This window comes from Desulfotomaculum sp. (genome assembly GCA_003513005.1).
Lineage (GTDB): Bacteria > Bacillota > Desulfotomaculia > Desulfotomaculales > Nap2-2B > 46-80.
This window is the reverse complement of sequence record DOTD01000087.1, coordinates 80,055-100,912: the sequence shown is the minus strand read 5'-3', so window position 1 is coordinate 100,912 and position 20,858 is coordinate 80,055. Positions and strand designations below refer to the sequence as shown.

The window sequence follows — 20,858 nt, the reverse complement described above, 5'->3', positions numbered from 1 at the left end:
AGAGATCCATCGCTGTAGTACTAGTGAAACAAGCAAAGCTATCTCTGAGGGTTATTCTGCTTTGCGAGTCACCGGGGAAATGACCTGGATACTGAAAAGCAACCTTGGCGTTGAAAAAATATTTGAATATGAAGCAAAACTGAATATTTTTTTTACAGAACACCCTTGCATCGCGATCTACCAGTATAATTAGAAAGATTTTCCAATACAAATGATTGACGAAATAATCTTAACGCACCATGTTTTAATCTGGGAGAACGAAATATATGAAAACAGGTTTTATATTCCCCCTGAAAAATTCCTCAGTGAGAAACGTCAGCAATACAAGTTTCAGGAATTTTTAAACAACTTAAAGAAAGAAGCCAATTTTCGCAAGAAAGCCGAAAATGAGCTGCGTTTATCAGAAAATAATTTTTCCAAGGTATTTAATTTCAATCCTAACCCCATGGTAATAATTACCTTTAAAGACTTAATCTACATAGACATGAATAAAATTTTTGAAGATACCCTGGGCTATAAAAGAAAGGAAGTTGTAGGGAAGACCATAAATGAAATGCCTTTCCTGCATCCGGAAATACAAAATAAAATCAGAAAGATGATCCTTAGAAAGAAAGCTGTAAAGAATATTGATGTTGAATATCATACAAGATCAGGTGTAAGAATAATTGGATTGTTATCCATAGAAATAGTTCAATTCAAAAACCAGAAATGCATTTTGGCAGTTATCAACGACATCACCAAACTTAAAAGAACAGAAAAGGAACTAAAACAGGAACGTGATATTATCCTGAGCATTCTTGATTCTTCCCCTTATGCAATTACGATATCTGAAATAAATCTTACTATTCTTGACTGTAATACCGAAACACTAAAACAACATAACTATTCATCAAAAAGCGAATTAGTCGGGAAAAATATGCTGGAGCTTATTGATCAAAATGAGCACCAAAAAGCTATGGAAAATGCGGAACTGGTTTTTAAAAACGGTTCAATCAAAAATATTGAACACACTATGTTAACCAAAGATAAAAAAACATTTAAAGCGGAACTGTCCGCAAGTGTGGTAGTGGATACGTCAGGTAAACCGATCTTTTTTATTACTGTCACCAACGACATAACAGAACGCAAACAAATGGAAGAATCGCTGCTCCAAAGCGAAAACAAATACCGGCAACTGGTCGAAAATGCCCAGGAAGGAATTTGGTCCATAGACTCTAATGCGATAACAACTTTTGTAAACCAACGCATGGCTGACATCCTAGGGTACACACCCGGGGAAATGCTGGGTAAATCACTTTTTTATTTCATGGACGAAAAAAACATCAATCATGCAATGATAAACTTTAAACGACGTGCTGAAGGAATTAAGGAACAGCATGATTTTGAATTCCTGCATAAAAACGGGTATCCGGTTTATACAAGCCTGGAAACATCACCTATCCAGGATAAGGAAGGCCGTTTTATCGGCGCTCTGGCCTGTGTGGCTGATATTACAGAAAGGAAAAAGGCTGAAGAAAAGCTGACCTTTTTAAGTTTGCATGACCCCCTCACCGGATTATACAACAAGAATTATTTTGAACAGGAGATAAACCGGCTCCAGGAAGGACGTCATTCTTCGGTCGGCATAATAGTTTGTGATATAGACGGTCTTAAACTTGTCAACGACAGTTTTGGTCATGATCAGGGAGATGAACATATAAAGCTGGCCGCTAACTTAATCAAGGGATCATTTCGGGAAGGCGATGTTATATCCAGAACCGGAGGAAACGAATTTGCAGTTTTTCTGCCGGATAGCGCCAACACAGATGTGGAGCAGGCAGTAACAAGAATAAGAAAAGCAGTAGATGAGTATAACTCCAATGGCAAAGAACCGTTATTGAGTATATCTGTCGGATCTGCCGTGGGTTATCGAATCGCTGAGAAACCAATACAAATAAACGAAATTTATAAAGAAGCCAATAACAATATGTATCACGAAAAACTGCTGAAAAGGCAATAATCCGGTTATTCGGGCAGTTTACAGCTTGTCAAGTTTTATTAAACCAGGCGCTTATTCTAATCAAGTTTTTGCCTGGTTTTTATTTATCAGGAATCCGGCTTATAATAGCTTTATTCAGATTAAAGAGGCGCCTAACAATGTATTATGATTTGATTGCTGTAGGCGGCGGTCCGGCGGGTATGATGGGCGCCGCCGCTGCTGCCCAAAAAGGTTTAAAAGTTGTTTTACTGGAAAAAAACGGCAGGCTTGGCAAAAAGCTGTCTATTACCGGAAACGGCAGGTGCAATTTTACCAATCTTTGCGATCCGGAAAGCTTTATGAACAACATTGTGAGCAACGCAAGATTCCTCTATGCTTCGTTGAACAGATTTGATAGCCATAGTCTGGTTTCATTTTTTAACTCTCTGGACGTTGAAACAAAAGTGGAGGATGATAACCGCGTTTTTCCCGCTTCGGATCGGGCGGAAGAAATAATTCAGGCACTGCAAAACTACTTGCTCAAAAGCAGGGTTGAAATAAGGTTCAACTCAGCCGTTAAAAAAGTGCTTGCCGTTGATAACGGCGTTATCGGCGTTATTACGGATGACAACAACAAAATTGCCGGTGAAAATGTGCTCATCGCCACAGGCGGGTTATCCTACGGGCATACCGGGTCCACAGGGGATGGTTTCAGAATTGCCAGAGAGCTTGGACATTTTGTAGAGCCCCCCCGCCCTGCCCTAGTACCCCTGGTTGCCGGAGAAAAATGGGTCAGGCAGCTGCAGGGACTGTCTCTGTCGCATATCAATGTACAGGCGGTACTGGGAGAAAAGGTTGCAGCCGAACAGACCGGCGAGTTGATTTTTACACACTTCGGGATTTCCGGCCCTGTCATCCTCAAGCTGAGCAGCCTGATCAATAAATGCCACCCCTCTTCTCTTGCTTTAAAAATTGATCTTTTTCCGTCAGTTTCTACAGCGCAGCTTGATGCCCAATTATTAGAAATTTTTAAGAAAAGCCACGGTAAATACTTAAAAAATACTTTAGGCGATCTCGTTCCCCAAAAAATGATACCCTTGATTCGGATGTTCACCGGGATTGACATCCTTAAGCAGGTAGACCAGATTACTAAAGAAGAAAGGGAGAAGCTGGCGGTCAGCTTAAAAGGGATTATTCTCACGATAAAAGGCTCCCGTCCGCTAAACGAAGCCATGGTTACGGCAGGAGGTATTGACACGAACGAAATCAATCCTTCCAGTATGGAATCCAAAATAATCAGGGGATTGTTCTTCGCAGGCGAGGTTATTGACGTGGATGCCCTGACAGGAGGATTTAACTTGCAGATTGCCTTTTCCACCGGATATCTGAGCGGTATCAGTGTAAAAGGTGAGCATGGGCACGTAGGCAGTTAACCTCCTCCCTGATGTAAGATTATTTTCAGAATACGATTTAAAGATTGAAGGCTTAACAGTGTCAGAAAAGAGCATGCCTTTTAAAAAAGCGGAGAAAATCAACCTGCAAATAAACGGACTCAACCATGCCGGTGAGGGCGTTGGCCGGTATTGCGGTATTGCCGTTTTTGTTCCCTTCACAATGCCGGGGGATACCGTATTTGCAGAGGTGGTCGATTTAAAAAAGAATTTTGCACGGGCCAGGCTGCTCCGGATTATCGAGCCCTCCCCCGGCCGGCAGATGCCTGAGTGCTCTCTTTTTTCAACCTGCGGCGGCTGCCAGCTTCAGCATATTGATTATCAAGAACAGCTAAGGCTGAAAACCGGACTTGTAAAAGACAGCCTTTCCCGCATTGCCGGATTAAAGGATGTAAAAGTGCTTGATACGTCCGGCATGAATTACCCCTGGCACTATCGAAATAAAGCCGGCTTTCACGCAGATAAGTCCGGCGGGACATATGAGCTGGGTTTTTATGAAAAAAGCTCCCACACACTGTCCAGGTCAGCTATAAAAGCAAACTATGAAAAGCAGGGCTGTCTGCTGGTGGACAATGATTTAAATAATGCCGCGGCAATTATTTCAGGACTTCTCAATAAACACGCCCCTAAAACATACGGGGTGAAACACAAAAGCCATTTCTTTAACAACGTTGTCCTCCGCAAATCCATACACAGCGGCGAAATTATGGCCGTGCTGTTTACCGGGACGGGACAATGGCCGCAGGAAAAAGCATTTGCCAAAGAGCTCATAACTTTGTGCCCCGGGATTGCCTCCGTAATTCGCTATACCAGCGGAGAACAATCAGGTACGGTTATAGGGAATCAGGTAAGATGCCTGGCCGGAAGCGATTATTTAACCGATCGCCTCGGACATCTTGTTTTCCGCATTTCACCGTTCTCCTTCTTCCAGGTCAACCCGTCGCAGACCTTGACTTTGTACAATAAAGTATTGGAATACGCTTCACTTAACGGTTCAGAGGTTATTATAGACGCATACAGCGGCGTGGGCGCGATTGCATTGTATCTGGCGAAAAGAGCAAAAAAAATCTACGGCTTAGAAGAAAATACTCTTGCGGTAAAGGATGCCCGTATAAACGCAGCTTTAAATAAGATCAGCAATACCGAATTTCTGCCTGGAGAAGCAGAAAAGGCCCTTCCCGCCCTGGCCCAAAAGGGTGTCATCCCCGACATTATCATACTGGACCCACCGCGCAGCGGCTGCAGCCGCAAAGTTCTGGATGAGGTATTGAACATGCAGGCGCCTAAAGTTATTTATGTCTCCTGTGATCCCGGCGCCCTGGCCAGGGATCTGGGCTACCTAAACGGTAACGGATACCTTGTGAAAAAAGTGCAGCCGGTTGACATGTTCCCCTGGACAAGACATGTTGAGACCACAATCCTGTTGCAGAGGCCGAACATCTGATGAATACAAGGTTTGCGGGATTGTAAATGAAAATATGTTTTGACGTGAGAGGATATTTTTAATATCATTATAAATTCATACGCAAATTTGATATTCTTTTCCATGATGAAAAAATACGAGAATGAAGTTATCTTGATTCAAGATCTTGATAGAGCGTTAGACATTTTCGAAAACCATCTATTTGTATGGCATTCTAGTTACAGCCGGGCAATGTCAGTATACTTTATTGATATTACGAGGCTATATATGCTCAAGCTGGTTTTAGCCAATCACAAAATCTCATGGGAAAATCGGGAGGAATTAAAAAAGCGCTTGCTAAGTCTGTTTACAGAAGCCAGACACTATGGTGATTACTGGAAATATGCAGAGAGTGAAGCTGATAATATTTTGGATCTCGAAGTGGATACAGTATAGGTATTGGTTGAGATGGAGTGCGGAAGAACGGAGTTCTAAAGCAAATGAATGCGAAACCACATAGTTCATATTTGACAAGAATTACCCTACCGCCAAAGCCCCGCTAAGCCCTGTCGGGTGAAGTATCATGAGCAACATGCGGATGAAAGCCATGTCTTAATTCAACAATAAAATTGACAATTATGCATATATAATATATAATAGTGTGCATAAATGTTAGTATTATGTGTTAATGTTTGAAATCCGATTTGAGGTGAATACCCATGACTTATGCTGAACAGATACTAAAAATTGCATATATGAACAACGGGACGGTGACTTCAGCACAAGTTACTAAGGCGGGAATCAACCGCCAGCACCTGAAGCTTCTTGCTGATAAAGGACTGCTTGAACGCTCGGAGCGTGGCGTATATATTGTTCCTACTAACTTTGATGATGAGATGTTTAATCTACAAAGCCGCTATAAAAGAGGGGTTTTCTCTCATGAGACAGCCTTGTTCCTGATGGATATGACCGACCGGACGCCAATCAAATATTCCATGACATTTCCGCTGAGCTACAATACATCTATTCTGGAAAAAGAAAATATAAAATATTACCGGGTTAAAGAGGAACTGTATGAGCTTGGGATCATTACCGGGAAATCACCAGGTGGTAATGAGGTCAGGTTTTATGATGCGGAAAGAACGCTGTGCGACATTCTGAAGGGCCGCAGCGGAACTGACATTCAGATTGTGACCGAAGCATTCAAAAGGTATGCCAGGCTTGAGGATAAAGATATTCCTCTGCTTTCAAAATATTCCAAACTGTTTAGGGTTGAGAAGAAGCTTCGCTCATATCTGGAGGTTTTACTGTGAATAACCACAATGCAGCTTAAAGCCATGATCAAAAAAATGGCAAAAAGCAAGAACATATCAGCGCAGATCATATTGCAGAATTATATGCTGGAAAGATTGCTGGAGAGGATATCAGTGTCTCCATATCAATCAAATTTCATCTTGAAGGGCGGCTTTCTGATTGTTGCCATGGTAGGGCCTGAATACCAGAGCTACAATGGACATGGATGCCACAATCAAAGGACTGCCGGTGAACGCTGAAAGCATTTCAAATATATTTGAGGAAATTTGTGCCATAGAAATTAATGACGATGTCATATTTTCGCTCAAACGGGTAGAAGAGATACGGGAAATTGCGGACTACAACGGATTTCGAGTTGCTCTCGAAGCTCTGTACCCGCCTATGGCAGTGCCTCTTAAAATCGACATTACCACCGGGGATAAAATCACACCCAGGGAAGTCACCTACGAATTTAGACTGCTCCTGGAACCCAGGAGTATCAAGGTTCTGGCATACAATCTGGAAACCATCGTTGCAGAGAAACTTGAAACCATCATCTCCAGAGGCGATCAGAACACTCGTCCCAGGGATTATTACGATATCTACGTTATACACCAGCTGCAGTGGAAAAATATTGATCAACCAACTTTAATACTGGCGTTCAAAGAAACCTGCCGAAGCAGAGGGACTTTAAGTATTGCTGACGCAACAAATAATCAAACACTAAATTAACTGGAGGAAGAAAAATGAAAGTAATCCTGGTAAATGGTAGTCCCAATGAAAAAGGTTGTACATATACTGCATTACAGGAAGTCGAAAAAACTTTGCGTGAAAATGGCATTGAAACTGAAATATTCCAAGTCGGCAACAAACCCATCAGCGGTTGTATCGGTTTTTTCACTTGTACGAAAAACGGTAAATGCTTTAGAGATGATACGGTGAACGATTTTTTAGAGAAAGCATCTTCCACGAATGGATTTGTTTTTGGATCGCCGGTACATTTTGCAGCCGCCTCGGTCGCTTTGACTCATTCTTAGACAGGGCGTTTGCCGTCAACGGGTACAGTCCGCCAACGGGGAACTGTTCCAATATAAGCCGGGTGCTACCGTAGTAAGCTGCCGCCGTGGAGGGGCAACTGCCACATTTGACCAAATTAACAAATACTTCACTATCAGCAATATGCCGGTCGTATCTTCACGGTATTGGAATCAGGTACATGGAATGACGCCCGAAGAAGTGGCGAAAGATGCGGAGGGTATGTTTGTAATGCGTACTTTAGGACGAAATATGGCGTGGTTATTACATAGCATCGAAGCCGGAAAAGCAGCCGGGATTACGCAACCCAAACAGGAACAGTTCAAAAGATAAAACCGGAAGTCAATTAATCATCTTGACCTTGAGGAGATCGTCCATGTGACTTCTGAGCCTGTGTTTCTAACGAAAATTGAGGGAGTTTCCTTATGCCCACAAACTTTACCGTACGATAAAGACTTTGGAGGAAGATTACCGGATGCTGCCCGTAAAACCGACAAAAGTTCAAGAGGTCAAGTCAAGGATTCCCCAACTTGCCCTCTTCTTTGCTTTTAATTATAAACTCAAAATCTTCTTTGCTAATTCATCGTTTACTTCGGTCATAAATCTGATACCCGTTTCTTTTTCAGTCTCCCTGTTTGCCGAGAACAGATCATCTCTTGATACTTCGGCAACATTGAATTTTCTTGCACCTGCCATCAATTGCTGTAAGCCTGCCGATAGCTTGTCCGAAAGTGTCCAAACAGCGATTGCGCCAAGTGGAATATTTTTCATTTCATCGGCGCCCACTTTTTTCTTCACATCAAAATATCCTGCAAAGATGTTTTCAGATGTTGCTCCGAATTCTTCGGTAATAGTCTTTGGCAAATCATTCCAGTTACCGTTCAAACGTTCTTTTCTTTCAGGATACAATACACCTTCAATGTTTGAACCCAGGAAGCCCGGTATCATAAGAGCCCTTCCCATGCAAATAAGCTTTGTAAAAGGCGCCCCAAGCGCTAGCGCCTTAAAAATATGATCTTCTCTTGCAAAACCGCCGGCAAACGCCATATCCACTACATCGCATCCTTTTGCTGCCAGCAATTGCGCATATTCATATGACTTTGCATGAAGGTGTATTGAAGGAACACCCCAGTTATCCATCATATGCCACGGACTCATGCCTGTACCTCCGCCTGAGCCGTCAATGGTCAGCAGGTCAAGCTTTGAGTCGGTAGCAAATTTGATAGACATGGCAAGGGCTTCCATACCATAGGAACCTGTCTTAAGGGTTATCCTCTCGTAGCCAAGTCCTCTTAAATATTCTACATGCTTTGTGAAGTCTTCTTTAACCTGATAGAAATTATCAAGGTTCGTATATCCCAACCTTGAGTGACGGGCAAAGGATTTAATAGCTCCGTTGTTAAAGGCTTCCTGAACTTCAGGTTTTGTAGGATCAGGGTCAACAATATATCCTCTTTCTTTCAGGAAAATGGCATAATCAAGGTTGGTGACCTGTATTTCGCCACCGATATCTTTTGCTCCCTGCCCCCATTTAAGCTCAATTATTACCTTGTCACCATATTTTTCAATTAAATACTCAGCAACACCATTACGGGTATCTTCCACATTCATTTGAACAATTATAGCCCCATAACCACCAAAATATTTCAGATAGACGTCTATTCTTCTTTCAAGCTCGGGAGCTTTTACAATTCTGCCATTTTCAATAACTGACTGTTTATCAACCCCAACAACATTTTCTCCTACAACAATGGGAAAGCCGACCAGCGCAGCGCCTATAGCGAAAGACTCCCAGTATTTCGCGGCAATGAATGTTGATCCTAACGCGCCTGTCATGAGTGGAACACTGGATTTGGTCTTAACATTCTTTCCAAATTCTGTTTCAAGGCTTACATTTGGAAATATACAGTCATCTGCACTATTTGAAAGGCCTTCCCCAAGGCCAAAAGCACCGTAATTGTAGCCCTGGATTCTTAGATTGTTATAGCATACACCAATGTGATTTACATTTGAGCTTCCTGCAGTTACGGTACCAAAATCTCTTGGGTAAAGCAGTTTTCTTCCCTTCATGCTGGACATCCACGTTTCACACTTCCCCCTGCAGTCTGCACGGCAAAGCGTACACAGCCCGGATTCCGCAGCATTTCCTCTGTTAACAGTGTTTAGAACGTCGTTGTTTTTTGGATACTCAATCATTTTATTACCTCCCTGTAATATCTTGTATGCAACATTACATACAAATTAAAATAAATTTATACATTATCATAACAAAAGATTTCAAACAAAACAATAACTGCTACTTTTAACTATACTTGTATACAAGGGACCGTATACAATGGCAAAACATGGGGATGTTCTTTTTGTTTACTTTGCTTTTTGATATAATGAAGAAAATGATGGATGTGATGATTAGCAAACAAAAAGAACGTCAGGATGTTATACCTCTATTATAAGCTTGAAAGGATGTTTTAACGATCACAAAGCAGAAAACAGGAAAAGGCATTATACCGTCCGTATCAACATATAAGTTAAGAAACAGCGAGATTTATTATGGTGCAATACGAGTATTCCCATCTTATATCATGACCGGCGGCAACATCCTCATCGAAAAGTCAAAATTCGAAATGGCCGCAGAGGATATAAAAAAGATGTTGGAGCTTATTGGATAGATTGAAGTCATCTTTCCTCCCCTCTTTTGCCGCGTGATCGTTCACCAATTTCATACATAATCTTAAATTTTTAAGGCATATGGTAAGATATACCAGAGGACTATTTAAATAAATATCCAAATAATTACTATAAAAAATAGGTTTGTAATAATCCCGGGAGGTGGATGGCGATTAAAGCCGATAGTGTTTTTGAAGGCGGCGGGGTTAAGGGAATTGGCCTGGTCGGCGCGGTTGCCGGAATAGAAGAAGCAGGCTATGTATTTGAGAATATGGCAGGAACTTCAGCGGGGGCGATTGTAGCCGCATTGCTTGCAGTGGATTACAAAACCGAAGAAATTAAAAACGAACTGCTGAAATTGGATTACAAAAAATTCAAGGATGAGGGATTTCTGGACAAGTTCGGTGTTATCGGAAAGGGCCTGAGTACACTTTTTGAGTATGGAATATATGAGGGTAAATACTTTGAATCCTGGCTCGGCGACTTGCTGGAAGCCAAGGGAAAGACCACTTTTGGCCAGATAAGAACCGATTACACTGAAGAAAAATATATGTACAGGCTGCAGGTAATTGCAACGGACATAACTGACCACAGGCTGCTTGTCCTTCCACAGGACCTTAAGGATTTTGGCCATAATCCTGACCAGTTCAGCATTGCCAAAGCTGTGCGAATGAGTATGAGCATTCCTTTGTTTTTTGAGCCCGTAAAGATTGAGGACAACAGCGGAAAGGTACACATCATTGTAGACGGCGGGGTGTTAAGCAACTATCCGATCTGGCTTATGGACGACGGTACCAGCTCACCGCCATGGCCAACATTTGGTTTTAAGCTGATGGAGCCGAATACGAGGGAAATTAAGAAAGGTGATCCTAAAAATACTATACACAATCCTTTAAGTTATTTAATGGCGCTTGTCGGCACAATGATTGGCGCACATGATAATTTTTATATCTCCAAGTCGAAGGGTGATTATGACAGGACAATAGGAATTCCCACGGTAATTAATATTGACGGCATAGAAAAGGAAATAAAGACAACTTACTTTGACATTACCCAGGAAGAAAGCCTGAAACTATATGATAACGGTAAAAAAACGGCTGAAAATTTCCTTAAGACATGGGATTTTGAAGAGTGGAAGAAAAAGTACAGGCAGTAGCAGTCACTTAGCCCATAGAAGGATGCCCAAGGTATAAAACCAGGCGAATCTGCAAATACAGGGGGACGGTTCTCGCGTATATACTTATGTTTTTATACGCTTTAAGAACCGTCCCCCTGTATTTGATTGGCTTCAGGTGACGATCTTTCCTATTTCGTTAATATTATATCCGCCAATTCCAATTATTTCTGATTTATAATCCGGTGATTTTATTATTTCCATAATGGCACGAAAAGGAGCTTTATTAAAATCCTCTTTTTTGATAATCATTTCATATCTTTCCGCCTGTACAGGTATAAAGTCGATACCTTTTACTGAAAGACCGGCAATTTCATTTCCGATACCTAAATCAGCTTCACCACGGTAAATAGCGCTTGCCACAGCCAGATGAGAAGTACATTCACGATTATAGCCATTTAGGGATGAACCGTAGATACCCAGCAGACGCAGATGTTCATCCAATAAAACTCTCGTTCCGCTTCCTTTTTCCCTGTTTATTATCGTAATATCTTTCCTCTTCAGGTCCTCCCAATCTTTTATATTTCTAGGGTTCCCTTTTGCTACATAAAATCCCTGAGTTCTGTAAGCAAGGTGAATGATAACGCAGGGTATGCCGGGCAGCATTCTTTTTACATAAGGAACATTATACTCTCCCGAATCTCCATCCCATAAATGCGCCGTTGCCACGTGAGCGAAACCATTATACAAAGCAAATAATCCATTATAGCTGCCAACATAGGAACGAAGTGTCCTGATACCGTTCGGGTGATTTTCAAGATACCTGGATAGGATATCAAGAAGGGGATCCTGCCCGCAAATAACCAGGTTGCCGGAAGGCAGATTATCGGCAGTAAGATTCAGTCTCTGAAAATAATCCTCCTTCACAATAGTTGATGCTGAATAGACCTTGCTTTTTGTGCGGTTTTTGTATTCTTCAACGTCTTTTAAATCAACCCGGACTTTTTTCCCAACTTTATAGGCGTTTAACTCTCCTCGCTTGATAAGCTCGTACACGGTATTTTTAGCTATTTTAAGTAAATCTGCCACTTCCTGGGGCGTAAGTGTTTCACTGCCGGTATTTGTCATGAACACCACTTCCGTTTCATAAAGAATTAAAACACAACAAAAAGAAACATCACCCAACAGAATGTATTATATCATAAAATTTTATCCATTTGAACAGAAATAATTATCTTTGCTATAATTTTACTTTATCTTAGTGAAGTATCCGGAAGGACAATACCGGGATCCTGTACTAAACCTTCTGGTCAACAAGTTGGCTGATAATTAAAATTATTAAGTTATGTTATGTAATGATTGATTTGTTTATTAGAGATAATTATAATTATATGTATTAAAACGTGATAGAACATAATACCAGGTCACGTTTTATAAATAAATTCTTTAAAGGAGGCACTTTTGTGGTCAGAATTAGGAATTTTGCGGGGATGGTTCTGTTATTACTTGTCGTGATTTTTGCCTTTTCAGCGTGCAGTAAACAGTTGGCTGAAAAAAGCCAGGAAACTCCTAAAACCCAGGTTACGCTGACTGTTTCAGCGGCGGCAAGCTTGAAAGACGCCATGAATGAAATCAAAGATATCTACGCAAAGGAAGTTCCGGATGTTAATGTTACGTATAACTTCGCTTCCTCTGGCTCTCTTCAGCAGCAAATAGAAAATGGAGCCGATGTCGATGTATTTATTTCTGCGGCAAATAAGCAAATGGATGCTTTGGAGACAAAGGGATTGCTGGAGAATGGAACAAAGAAAACACTTTTGGGAAACAGCCTCGTATTGATTATACCCAAAGACAGTTCCCTGGTCTCCAGCTTTGAAGACTTAACCAAGGATACAGTTAAAAAAATTGGTTTGGGTGAATTTAGAACAGTACCAGCCGGCCAGTATGCCGAAGACTTGTTTACTAATATGAAGATTTTAGATAAAATAACAGCAAAGGCTGTTTACGGCAAATCCGTTAAGGAAGTACTGACCTGGGTAGAAACCGGAAATGTTGATGCCGGTGTTGTTTACCTTACAGACGCAAAAGTATCACAAAAAGTTAAGCAAGTTGCAGTTGCTCCGGAAGAAAGCCATAAGCCGATTGTTTATCCTGCAAGTGTGATCAAATCAAGCAAACATATGGCGGAAGCTAAAGCTTTTATGGATTTTCTGTCAGGTGCCAAAGCAAAAAGTGTATTTGAGAAATACGGGTTTACATTCCTGGCGAATGCCCAAGCTAAACCAGCGGCTTAATTTTGAGGTGGACTTTTAGTTGATTGATGATTTTTCTCCATTATGGATTTCAATGAGATCCTCCGCCTGTGCAACATTGATAACTTTAGTTTTTGGAGTAGCGGCTGCATGGTTTGTAGCCGCTTACTCTAAGAAAACAAAGGGCTTTATTGACAGTATTCTTACTCTTCCTATGATTCTGCCTCCTACAGTTGTAGGTTTTTTCTTATTATTAATCTTTGGGAAGAACGGATTTATCGGAGGATTACTTGAAAAATTCAATATCGAAATAATTTTTTCATGGGCGGCAATCGTAATTGCCGCATCTGTTGTTTCATTCCCGCTTATGTACAGAACCGTCAGAGCCGCTTTTGAACAAATAGATTCAAATATTCTAGACGCTGCCAGAGTGCTCGGAGCAAGCGAATTCAGGCTGTTTTATAAAGTAGCGGTACCCGTAGCATGGCCGGGAATTGCAGCAGGCACAATTCTTAGTTTTGCAAGGAGCCTCGGAGAATTTGGGGCCACTTTAATGGTTGCCGGAAATATACCCGGAAGAACACAAACAATACCTGTGGCAATCTTTTTTGCAGCTGAGAGCGGAGAAATGGATAAGGCATATTTATGGGTAGCGTTGATTTTTATTATTTCACTGATCGTAATGGTCTTGATGAATTATTGGTCAGGCTTTCAGGCCAAGCTGCTTTTTCGTCCCAGGGGGAAACTGTAATGGAACTGTATGTGGAAATAAAGAAGAATCTTCCCGGGTTCGTTTTAGATGTAAAGTTCGAAGGCTCAAAGGAAAGGATTGCGCTTTTGGGAGCTTCCGGGTCGGGTAAAACTATGACCTTAAGATGCGTTGCCGGCCTTGTTAAGCCGGATGAAGGGAAGATTATTGTCAATGGAAAAACATTTTTTGATTCGAAAAAGGGAATTAATATTAAACCAAAACATCGTAAGGTAGGCTTTTTGTTTCAAAATTACGCCCTTTTCCCCCATCTGACAGTGAAAGATAATATTGCTTTTGGTATCAGGGGATTATCTGATCAGGAAAGAAACCTTAGAATAAGCAACTTGCTGGAAAGGTTCGGTCTGACTGGTCTGGAGAACAGGTATCCCCGCTTAATCTCAGGAGGCCAGCAGCAGCGCACGGCGCTGGCCAGAACAATAGCCGCCGAACCAGATATAATCCTGTTAGATGAGCCATTTTCCGCGCTTGATGAACACCTGCGGTCCCATATGGCAAGGGAAATACTGGGAATCTTAAAAGAATTCGGCGGAACGACCCTGTTTGTTACGCATAACATTGAAGAAGCATACCGGATGTGTGAAAAAATAGCAGTTTTATGTTCGGGAGATCTTCACGTTTTTGGAAATAAAAAGGATGTATTCGAAAATCCTCAAACAAGTGAAGCGGCCCGGATTACCGGATGTAAAAATATTGTTGAAGCGGTAAGGGTTGATGATGGATATATTGAAATTCCTTCATGGAACATAAGGCTGAAGACAGATTCGAAGACAAAAGCAGAGAAAGGGTATTATGGTGTGAGGGCGAATCATATCCGGTTAAGCAACGGGGACAACTCCGGCAATGTCTTTAAAGCAAGAATTGTCGGGAATATTGAAACGCAGTTCCGTCAAACGGTATACTTAAAATTTGCGGAAGCGCCAAACGGGAACTCCAACTATCATATTCAGTGGGAAGTCAGTAAGGATATCTGGGATAAGATAAGCAAAGAACAGGGGCTTATAAACATCCGTTTACCCCAGGATAAAATGTATTTTGAAAAATGAATAACACAACATTGTCTTTGGCCAATCTGCGCAATCACTCTGCCCGGAAAAAGCCCTTTATATTGTCCGGACTCCCGAACAATTTCTTCAGAAAAACCTAAATTAAACAGTCAGTCATTCATAATTGCCACTTCTAAGGTTTTTTCCAGGTAAGCGCCGCTTCCGATCCGTCTTTTAAGAATGCGCTCAGCGTCATCATGACGCCCTCTAGTTTCACATGCCTGACTACCTGTGTACCCACCCAGTTTGGCAAAAAACTTACATCAGGACGTACAATCAGATCATTGTCAACTACTTCGTATTTCCCGGCATAAAAGATAACATTTGCGGCGTCAATCTTTTCAGCATCCGTCAAGCGGTTGTCCGAGGCGGATTTAGCCCGGTTTCCCGGTGTCAGGCACACATTCGAGTAGCCTTCGTGACTAATAATATAGTAACCTACCGGCTCACTGCCCATTGGCAAGAATACGCCCCCGTCAGGCCTGCGGACCTCATAGGAAACCAGCTTCCAGGCGCCAATCAGCGAACCGGCATCTATGGCTGCTTTGCTCATTACTCATTGCCCCTCCCTTTTTAGCCCAAATATAAAACTGTTTTGATAAATCTGTTGGCAAGCTAAATTATACCCGCGGTATAAGTCATAATCAATCCATAACACCTTAACTATGACCTGTCAACCTGGGTAGACGGAATGAAAATCAAAATCAGCTAATCCCCTCTTTTCATCAAATCTCACTCTCCGCTCTCCGGCTGAATACCCAGAACCGGCTTCCTATAAAGTTCACTATAATAGCAGCACCTGTCACTATGCATTTGCTAATCCACAGATCAAGGTGATTCAAATCGTGTAAGACAGCCAGCAGGCCGAAAGAGGTTAACAAGGAAAATCCGTTCACGATAACGAAATTTGCCGCTTCCAGGATATTTGCTTTGCGTTCGACACGGAATGTCCACTTCCTGTTAAAAAAGAAGCTGTTTGCGACACCCGCCGAGTAGGAAAGCACCTGAGCAACAAGGTATGGCACACCGAACAAGGTTAAAAGAAAAAAAACGGTAAAGTCAACTGCCTACGTGCTTAATAATCGCCTTTAACTTTTATGGAAATTGCCGTAGACCAGTTTGCAAAATATGAAAAAATCTTTGTTCCGGCGAGGCCGAAAACAATTCCAAATAAAGATCCAGCCAGGCTCAGCAGAACGGCTTCAAAAAGAAATTAGTTAAGTATATCCTGCCTTGTAGCTCCGATAGCCATGCGCAAGCCTATTTCCCGGGTACGCTCCGTCACAGAGACAAGCATGATGTTCATAATACCTATCCCTCCGACTATTAAGGAGATCATGGCCACTCCCGCCAGAAAAAGCGTCAAAGAGGAGATAACAATGCTTATACTGGCCGGCATTCCTCCTCTTGGTTTGCTGTAATCGTCAATGGAGATGATCGTGTCATACATCTGCACATTGCTGACTGTAGTGGCGTTGGGCGCCGCTGAGACGAGTTTCCCTGTAAAGGTTTCCGGGATATGTGTCAACTGTGAACGTTGCTTCCAGTCCTGTTATTACATCGCTGATATCCGCCTCGTTAATCTCAGCTTTCAGCTGCAGTTTAGTGGACGAAAGCAAACCTGAATCTCGCCATTTTCGGGATCAGTATGCTGTACGGCATTTTGAAATAAGTTTAGAACAACCTGTTTCATGCTGTCCGCATCATATTTGTTCCGCTGTGTCTACCATGTTGAACAAAGGAACCAGCGTTTTTCTAATAATGGGCAGAAAGCAAAGCAGCCCGAATAACATGGCGACAAAGGAGAGTAATGGCTTAACCATGTAATCATCTGCTCCAAGCGTCAAACCTTTTACCCGGTCATCCACTTCGTCCCTGGCAGTCAGCATAATTACCGCCACGTTATCCGTTTTTTTAATCAGCTGGCATACTTCAAAACCGTCCATCCCGGGCATCATCACATCAAGTATTACTACATGCGGCTGGAAATCCTTAATCAGGTTGACAGCCGTCATCCCGTCCTGAGCCGACTGCACTTCAAACCCCTCATTTTGCAGGCCAAGCTCCAAAAATACAAGTATGTTCGGCTCATCGTCCACCAACAATATTTTAATTCCCTTTTACGGCTGCATACTTTATCTACCACCCTGTAGTTTTGTAATACCTATATTATCCGGTCCTAAACTGAAATCATACTGAATGAAAACTGAAATATTGTTGAATAACAAGGGAAAAAATCATTCTTTGAAGCAGTTTTTCTATATAGCTTTCTGCTTTTCCTTCTTTAAATCTAAAAGCCGGGCAGATAAAACGTTCAGCAATCCGCTCCACACCGCCGGAGCCATATAATCTTTTGCATTATTGACATCGGCCGGGATAGAACTAAGTGCCTGTGTCCGGATTTCGGACAGCGTACTTATGAGTATGTCGCAAAATATCAGTTCTTGAGCATAGGGACATTTTTTAAGCGGGATAAAAGGGTTTCACCGTGAACTGTGGAAGTGTTTTTTATACGCAAATAATTTTTCAAAGGGACGGAATATCGATATCATAAAAATGCATATCCGAAAAATTTAATGGCAGGCAGGCTTCACTCGCCCAGGCAAAACACCTGGTAATCTAGAAAAGCATTCCCCGAAGAGTGTATATAAGGTATCGTTTGAAAAACGGTAATTTTGAGTTTAAAAATAAACAACAGGAGTTGGCGCTGGTGAATATACAATTACTTAGAAGTATTGAAAATACTTGCGATCCACTGTTAATAGAAATCCTTAAAGAATATTTCGGTGAGATAAACGATGTTATTTCATGGTTTCCCGACCTGGTAGGGTATATAGGAGATGATTACGATTTCTTTGGAAAGCCGGTAAAAAGAGGACGCACGGGTTATTTCTGGTTTCTCACAGAAAAACTTTTAATACAAGCAAGCGCCGAAAAAGAATCAATATCCGTAAAAGTCTTCAATCTGGATAAGATTGTCAGTGTCAGTTGTGATTACAATATTATCAAAGCAGGACTTAGAGTAGATATAACATGTATAGTAATCGCTTTTGCTGACGGGCAAAGTGTTAAAATTGAAAGCAGGCATGGATATAATCAACTTATAGAAGAATTTTACATAGCACTGGTTAATAAGATCGATCACTGAGTTTATAATTAAGTGCTGCCCAAATTCTTTCTGCGCATCACCATGTATGACCAACACTCTATTGCGGAGTATATTGGGGAAATACCGGTTTAAATCCTGAATACCCAGCTTCTGTGATAAAACTTCTTCTTATGCCTTCTTCTTACCTCAAATATCGCATCAACCGCTGCAACAGCTTCCGAAGATCAAATATCTGTGAAAACGCAGTTTAAAGATATTGCAGAAAATGACCCTTTACAGCCTTTCATCCGTTACTTAACTGAAAGAGGTATCATCAGTGGATTCCCGGACGGGACTTTTCGCCCCGGTGTAAATGTCACCCGCGTCCAGGCGGCGAAGGCTGTGGTTTTAGCCAAAGGACTGCAGCCGTTAAAGAATATATCTCCGTCATTCAAAGACGTAAATTCAAAGCACTGGGCTTTCGGGGAAATTGAAGCTGCAGTGAAGGCAGGATTTTTCAAAGGATATCCCGACGGCACTTTCAACCCTGATAAAAAAATCAGCCGGGCTGAAGCGGTGTCTCTTTTCATCAGGCTTGCGGGAGGCGCCCTTGCCGAGAATGATCTTACTATAAAAGACGTTGATTCCGGCAACTGGGCTTATAAGATTATAGCCACGGCTATCCAGGCCGGCCTTGTTGAGTTGGACAAAGACCAGCTTTTTCACCCCGATTTATCCCTGCGCCGCGACGAACTGGCCAGGGGCATCACAGGTGTTTTGACCCTTGGCCCCGAAACAAGCCCGGCCCAGTTATTTGGAACACTTAACGTAAAAAAAGGGGAAAGTAACCCTTTAAAAAGGAAGAATATACGGCGCATTGGCAAGCAAGTATGAGAAAGAGGATTCAGCAGGGCAAGACAATAGTGGCTTCAAGATTTTCTCTGACACAACTCCAGCAGAAACACTCCTGGCTTCTTCTGAAATACCTTCCGATTTGGGAAATAGTCTTTTCGCTCTTCAAGACAACACCACCGCCCAGGGACAGAAAGCGCCGTGGTGGCTCAAGCCCAATACATCCAGGCAGCGTGTGGTCATCAACATGCCCTGGGGTGTTGCCGGCATCCGGGGAACCTTCTGGATGATTGACATAACAACTGCGAAAGAGACCATCTCCCTGCTTATCGGTAACTCTATAATAACCGCAGCCCAAAAGGCAATTTCTATTACCGGTGACCAGATACGGTTATCTCCCAGGACGGCGCACCGCCCATCTTCCCCCGCCCCCCTGACTCCGGAACTCAAAAAGCTCTGGGCACAAGTTCAGGAATGGGTAAAAGAGCGTGCGCAGGTACGCCAACAGCAAAGTCCGGAGTAGGAAGCGGCGGCGGGAGCTCTGTGCCAGCCGCACCGGTTATTACCGGCATTACCGCCGCGGACACCGGTGGCAACACCGGCCTGGGAAACGGCGATACATTAACAATCGCCTTCAATGTGGATACCAGCCAGCCGGATGTATTAACAAAAACTGCAGTGGATAATCTGATCGACTTCGGCGGCAAATCCTTCGGCACTGAATACAGCGGCATCTGGAGCAATGCAAAGACCCTGGTTCTGACTGTCAGCGACGCTGTTTACGCAACCCTTGCTGTAGGTGACACCCTGGCTATTAAATCAACCGGCAACTTAAAAACAGCCAACGGCCGATCCTCGGCCAGCGCAAGCAGCCATATTATAGGCGGTACTTTCGATGAATCAGCCGTTATAGTACACTTTAATGACACCAACCTGGAAGCAGCCGTACGGGGCACCCTGGACAAGCCCACTGGAGACATTACTAGCACGGATATGGAAGGGTTGACAAGCCTTATTGCTCGTTTCAGTGAAATTCAGGATTTAACTGGTCTTGAATACGCCACCAACCTGCAACAACTTGTTCTTAATAGTAACCAGATCAATGGAACCCCCGCGTGTACTAACTGCCTACTCGATTAAAGTAATCATACACGAGACCCTGCTCTTTGGTGAATCTTGGAGAGTCTCTCCTTTACATACAAGAAATGTCTTCATCGACGTTATAATAAAAAAATTATAGTCTCTTTTTCCGCTTATATTACGCCGTATTTCAACGGTCCCGTTGTTCAGCGGAACATAAAACACCAAGTAACTATCGACTATCAGAACACGGTATCCTTGCTGGGTTAGTCTTCGATTTTTGGGTATTGCGCCGATCAGCGGGAAGTCTTCAAGTTGTAAAATGCTACACTCAATTTCTTCAGCCAATTTAAGTGCGGCGGTAGGGTTGTCATTTGCGATATAATCAACAATTTGGACCAAATCCTGTTCTGCCGCTGCAGTAATATTAATTAGATGTTTTGGCATGAATACGGCTCCTTAAGTCTGCTATAACATCGCGGAACGGTCGGCGCTTTCCGGCGCGGCTTTGTTCTTCCGCCTCGTCAAGTCTCTCATAAAGTTCTAATAAAGCCCGCTGTTCCTCATAAAGCTGCTGGCTCATAATGACTAAATGACCGTTGCCATTCTTGGTAATAAATACCGGTTTTTTCTCTTTTATGCATATTTCCTCAATTTCAGGAGTCTTGTTCCGCAGGTCGGAAACAGGACGAATTATTGGCATATTGTACACCTCGCTTATTAAACATATCATTATTATATCATGTTTCTGATAATATCAATAGGAAAACTACGGGAGCTTCCTCGCTTGCTACGTTAAAAAAATTTTGTCTCTTTTCCCGCTATGGCAATTTGAACCTTAAGCTAACACTT

Annotated in this window: 21 protein-coding genes and 5 pseudogenes; 18 read left to right on the top strand and 8 right to left on the bottom strand. The window is 42.4% G+C overall.

What is annotated here, in order from left to right; genetic code table 11:
* The first annotated feature begins 4 nt into the window (after positions 1-4).
* The 9 genes and pseudogenes from DEH07_11475 (at position 5) to DEH07_11435 (ending at position 7,628) form a co-directional block, all read left to right on the top strand.
* Complete coding sequence (locus DEH07_11475) at positions 5-193, top strand: hypothetical protein (GenBank protein ID HBY05103.1); 189 nt, start codon at positions 5-7, stop codon at positions 191-193.
* 18 nt (positions 194-211) lie between these two features.
* On the top strand, positions 212-1,999 hold the full coding sequence (locus tag DEH07_11470) for a hypothetical protein (GenBank protein HBY05102.1): 1,788 nt from the start codon (positions 212-214) through the stop codon (positions 1,997-1,999).
* Between the two features lie 137 nt (positions 2,000-2,136).
* Positions 2,137-3,390, top strand: coding sequence for an aminoacetone oxidase family FAD-binding enzyme (locus tag DEH07_11465; protein ID HBY05101.1), 1,254 nt, complete (start codon positions 2,137-2,139; stop codon positions 3,388-3,390).
* A gap of 73 nt (positions 3,391-3,463) precedes the next feature.
* Positions 3,464-4,852 (top strand): 23S rRNA (uracil(1939)-C(5))-methyltransferase RlmD, encoded by a 1,389-nt coding sequence (locus DEH07_11460; GenBank protein HBY05100.1) that lies wholly within the window; start codon positions 3,464-3,466, stop codon positions 4,850-4,852.
* A gap of 87 nt (positions 4,853-4,939) precedes the next feature.
* On the top strand, positions 4,940-5,266 hold the full coding sequence (locus tag DEH07_11455) for a hypothetical protein (GenBank protein HBY05099.1): 327 nt from the start codon (positions 4,940-4,942) through the stop codon (positions 5,264-5,266).
* 263 nt (positions 5,267-5,529) lie between these two features.
* On the top strand, positions 5,530-6,123 hold the full coding sequence (locus DEH07_11450; GenBank protein ID HBY05098.1) for an abortive phage infection protein: 594 nt from the start codon (positions 5,530-5,532) through the stop codon (positions 6,121-6,123).
* 72 nt (positions 6,124-6,195) lie between these two features.
* Positions 6,196-6,835, top strand: a pseudogene (locus tag DEH07_11445) (abortive phage infection protein).
* A 14-nt stretch (positions 6,836-6,849) separates the two neighbouring features.
* Positions 6,850-7,471, top strand: a pseudogene (locus tag DEH07_11440) (flavodoxin family protein).
* Between the two features lie 76 nt (positions 7,472-7,547).
* Positions 7,548-7,628: pseudogene (locus DEH07_11435) on the top strand (type II toxin-antitoxin system RelE/ParE family toxin).
* Positions 7,629-7,690: 62 nt separating this feature from the next.
* Here DEH07_11435 and DEH07_11430 read toward each other — a convergent pair.
* Positions 7,691-9,334, bottom strand: coding sequence for an FMN-binding glutamate synthase family protein (locus DEH07_11430; protein ID HBY05097.1), 1,644 nt, complete (start codon positions 9,332-9,334; stop codon positions 7,691-7,693).
* Between the two features lie 278 nt (positions 9,335-9,612).
* On the opposite strand from DEH07_11430, the gene DEH07_11425 reads away from it, so the two are divergent.
* On the top strand, positions 9,613-9,807 hold the full coding sequence (locus DEH07_11425; protein HBY05096.1) for a uracil-DNA glycosylase: 195 nt from the start codon (positions 9,613-9,615) through the stop codon (positions 9,805-9,807).
* A gap of 164 nt (positions 9,808-9,971) precedes the next feature.
* The gene (locus tag DEH07_11420; GenBank protein HBY05095.1) at positions 9,972-10,961 is read left to right on the top strand and encodes an alpha/beta hydrolase; all 990 of its coding nucleotides are present in this window, start codon (positions 9,972-9,974) and stop codon (positions 10,959-10,961) included.
* A gap of 132 nt (positions 10,962-11,093) precedes the next feature.
* Here the strand turns inward: DEH07_11420 and DEH07_11415 are convergent, their stop codons facing one another.
* Positions 11,094-12,047 carry an excisionase gene (locus DEH07_11415; GenBank protein HBY05094.1) on the bottom strand — a complete coding sequence of 318 codons (954 nt, stop codon included), beginning with the start codon at positions 12,045-12,047 and terminating at the stop codon, positions 11,094-11,096.
* A 362-nt stretch (positions 12,048-12,409) separates the two neighbouring features.
* Here DEH07_11415 and modA point away from each other — a divergent pair, with 362 nt between their 5' ends.
* Genes modA through DEH07_11400 form a run of 3 tightly spaced genes read left to right on the top strand, consistent with a single transcriptional unit; the run spans position 12,410 to position 14,986 of the window.
* Positions 12,410-13,213, top strand: a complete 804-nt coding sequence (gene modA, locus DEH07_11410) for a molybdate ABC transporter substrate-binding protein (protein HBY05093.1) — start codon at positions 12,410-12,412, stop codon at positions 13,211-13,213.
* Between the two features lie 52 nt (positions 13,214-13,265).
* Complete coding sequence (gene modB, locus DEH07_11405; protein ID HBY05092.1) at positions 13,266-13,922, top strand: molybdate ABC transporter permease subunit; 657 nt, start codon at positions 13,266-13,268, stop codon at positions 13,920-13,922.
* Complete coding sequence (locus DEH07_11400) at positions 13,922-14,986, top strand: ABC transporter (GenBank protein ID HBY05091.1); 1,065 nt, start codon at positions 13,922-13,924, stop codon at positions 14,984-14,986. The genes modB and DEH07_11400 overlap by 1 nt, the downstream gene beginning before the upstream one ends.
* A gap of 133 nt (positions 14,987-15,119) precedes the next feature.
* Here the strand turns inward: DEH07_11400 and DEH07_11395 are convergent, their stop codons facing one another.
* The 4 genes and pseudogenes from DEH07_11395 to DEH07_11380 form a co-directional block, all read right to left on the bottom strand.
* Positions 15,120-15,539: a hypothetical protein gene (locus tag DEH07_11395; protein ID HBY05090.1), complete on the bottom strand. Its 420-nt coding sequence runs from the start codon at positions 15,537-15,539 to the stop codon at positions 15,120-15,122.
* 172 nt (positions 15,540-15,711) lie between these two features.
* A complete protein-coding gene (locus DEH07_11390; GenBank protein ID HBY05089.1) occupies positions 15,712-16,020 on the bottom strand; it encodes a hypothetical protein in 309 nt (102 codons plus the stop codon).
* 41 nt (positions 16,021-16,061) lie between these two features.
* Positions 16,062-16,352 (bottom strand): annotated as a pseudogene (locus DEH07_11385) (multidrug ABC transporter substrate-binding protein).
* 445 nt (positions 16,353-16,797) lie between these two features.
* Positions 16,798-17,100: pseudogene (locus tag DEH07_11380) on the bottom strand (DNA-binding response regulator).
* A 545-nt stretch (positions 17,101-17,645) separates the two neighbouring features.
* Between DEH07_11380 and DEH07_11375 the strand changes: the two are divergent.
* The 4 genes from DEH07_11375 (at position 17,646) to DEH07_11360 (ending at position 20,066) form a co-directional block, all read left to right on the top strand.
* Positions 17,646-18,134, top strand: coding sequence for a hypothetical protein (locus tag DEH07_11375; protein ID HBY05088.1), 489 nt, complete (start codon positions 17,646-17,648; stop codon positions 18,132-18,134).
* A 195-nt stretch (positions 18,135-18,329) separates the two neighbouring features.
* Entirely contained in the window at positions 18,330-18,968 is a 639-nt protein-coding gene (locus tag DEH07_11370) for a hypothetical protein (protein ID HBY05087.1), read from the top strand.
* Complete coding sequence (locus tag DEH07_11365; protein HBY05086.1) at positions 18,952-19,449, top strand: hypothetical protein; 498 nt, start codon at positions 18,952-18,954, stop codon at positions 19,447-19,449. Before DEH07_11370 ends, DEH07_11365 begins: the two co-directional genes overlap by 17 nt.
* 20 nt (positions 19,450-19,469) lie before the next feature.
* Positions 19,470-20,066 (top strand): hypothetical protein, encoded by a 597-nt coding sequence (locus tag DEH07_11360; protein HBY05085.1) that lies wholly within the window; start codon positions 19,470-19,472, stop codon positions 20,064-20,066.
* Here DEH07_11360 and DEH07_11355 read toward each other — a convergent pair.
* Together DEH07_11355 and DEH07_11350 are read right to left on the bottom strand one after the other, a co-directional pair.
* Complete coding sequence (locus tag DEH07_11355) at positions 20,055-20,453, bottom strand: type II toxin-antitoxin system mRNA interferase toxin, RelE/StbE family (protein HBY05084.1); 399 nt, start codon at positions 20,451-20,453, stop codon at positions 20,055-20,057. The genes DEH07_11360 and DEH07_11355 overlap by 12 nt on opposite strands.
* A complete protein-coding gene (locus tag DEH07_11350; protein ID HBY05083.1) occupies positions 20,434-20,709 on the bottom strand; it encodes a prevent-host-death protein in 276 nt (91 codons plus the stop codon). The genes DEH07_11355 and DEH07_11350 overlap by 20 nt, the downstream gene beginning before the upstream one ends.
* Positions 20,710-20,858 lie beyond the last annotated feature (149 nt).